Annotated in this window: 1 protein-coding gene; it reads left to right on the top strand. The window is 52.8% G+C overall.

The genetic code is table 11. From position 1 onward, the window contains the following. Positions 1-328: 328 nt before the first annotated feature. Positions 329-1,945: a DNA polymerase gene (locus HWQ67_RS17230; RefSeq protein ID WP_218253930.1), complete on the top strand. Its 1,617-nt coding sequence runs from the start codon at positions 329-331 to the stop codon at positions 1,943-1,945. Positions 1,946-1,965 lie beyond the last annotated feature (20 nt).

Below are 1,965 nucleotides of genomic sequence, written 5' to 3'. Positions count from 1 at the left end.
GGCTAGCGAGAATCTCTTCCTTGAAACGTTCCAGGAGATAGATAATCGCCCGGTCAACATCTAACTGTCTAACTGCCCGGAGTTCCGCATCTTCTAGCTTGTTGTGGTTCCCCTCGTCGGGATCTCTCTCGACCCCACCCACTACGCCTACTTTCATCCTTCTAACCCCCTTCACCTCTCCCGCCTCTCAGACTGGCTCTCCTCCGCCTACTCCGCCGGAGGGTCCCTTCTCGGTGCTAATATCAAATTCGATCTCCTCCACCTCCGATACTGTTATCCGAACCTCCCCGGCCTCTCGAACCTTCAACGCTTTCCTCTCCGTGACGTGTTGATTCAAAGCTACCTCGAATCACCCGCTCGCCCCGAACGTTCTCTCAAAGCCATCGCCGGTCTTTTTGGGCTTTCCTCCTACGAAGCCGGAGTCGCGGACGGTCTTCTTACTTACCCGTCTCCTTCAGACCCCGCCCTCCTCCGGTACAACGCTCTCGATTGTCTCACCGCCCGACACCTCTACGATCTCTTGGCCACCCGGATGCGGGATAACTATGGCCCGGATTGTGAACAGCTCTCCCCCTACTGTATAAATTGGTACTCCAAACTAATCTGGCTTCTTATCGACATGACTGAAAACGGAGTCACCTTCTCTAAACCAGCCCTTGAATCACTCCATACCACCTACGACGACGCCTGCCGAACCCTATACCAAAAAACACTCACTACCTGGAACGGAGCCATAGAAGGCCACGAGTCTGTCGCCTTCGCTAACCTTGCGGTAGAAGAAGCCGCGAAAGAAGCCGGACTTTATGGTTCAAAACGACTAGTAATCTCAGAAGTAAAAAAAAGAGTTTCCACTTGTAAAGCTAATGTAAACCTAATTCTTTCTAAGCTCCCCGACTCCTCACCCTACCACGAACTCCTCACAGACATCCGGTCCTTCCGTAAGAACGCTAAACTCCGAAACACTTACATCGCTAACCTTCTATCAGACGGGCACACTACACCTCGTGACGTAGGGTCCCTCATCTGGAGAGGCACCCGAACCGGAGAAGTCATCGGAGTTGCCCATCCTGACTGGTTCGCCACTCCCTCCACCACTGGCCGGGGAGACTCCGACGACGACAAAGAAGGCGGAACCAAACAGGGCCGTGTTACCTGCCGCCGCCCCGGTTTACAAACCAACCCCTCAGACATCCGTAAAACCATGACCTGCCGTTTCCGTCCTGGCTACCTCATCCACGTAGACCTTTCTCACATAGAACTTCGGGTGCTAGCCATCCTCTCCGGAGACCCCACTCTCGTATCCGTTTTTACTGAGGGCCGGGACCCCCACCTCGAAACAGCTAAGGGAATCTTTGGGCCTATCATTCCCAACGGCCTCACCCCCGAACGCTACCGTTACATCGGCAAGAAGGTCAACTTTTTAATCGTGTACGGAGGGGAAGCCTCCATTCTTCGGAAGTCTCTCACCGAAGAGGCTAACTTCCCTATCTCAAAAGCTAAAGCCCAAGAGTTTATCTCTCGATATGCTGCTACCTATCCCATCCTCTGGAAATGGCGAGAGTCTGTCATCCAAGAAGCCGGACGCACCGGGTACGTCCGCCTTCCGCTGACAGGAACCTCCCGCTACGTTCCCGGAGCCTCCACCTATAACCGTGAAACTCTTGGTAAAGTAGTAATGAACATCTTCCCTCAAGCCATCGCCGCGAACATCCTCTTGTCCGCAGCATCGCTTCTTCTTGAAGAATTTCATTCCCACAACCTTCTTGCCTCTTGTGGCCTCCAGACCTATGATTCTCTAGACATCGAAACCCCGGAAGGAGAGCATGAAATGGTGATAAATCTAATCGAGCATTCCATCCTACATGCTCCATACTACCGGGACATTTGTAAGTTGTCGGGTCGTTCGGTGCCCCTGCATTACAAGAAAGAGGAGACCTTGTATTGAAAATAGTTCACTTGACCGAC

The sequence above is a fragment of the Candidatus Magnetobacterium casense genome (genome assembly GCF_019173545.1).
Classification (GTDB): Bacteria; Nitrospirota; Thermodesulfovibrionia; order Thermodesulfovibrionales; family Magnetobacteriaceae; genus Magnetobacterium; species Magnetobacterium cryptolimnobacter.
The sequence above is the reverse complement of the archived record's forward strand: the minus strand, read 5'-3'. Positions and strand labels throughout refer to the sequence as shown.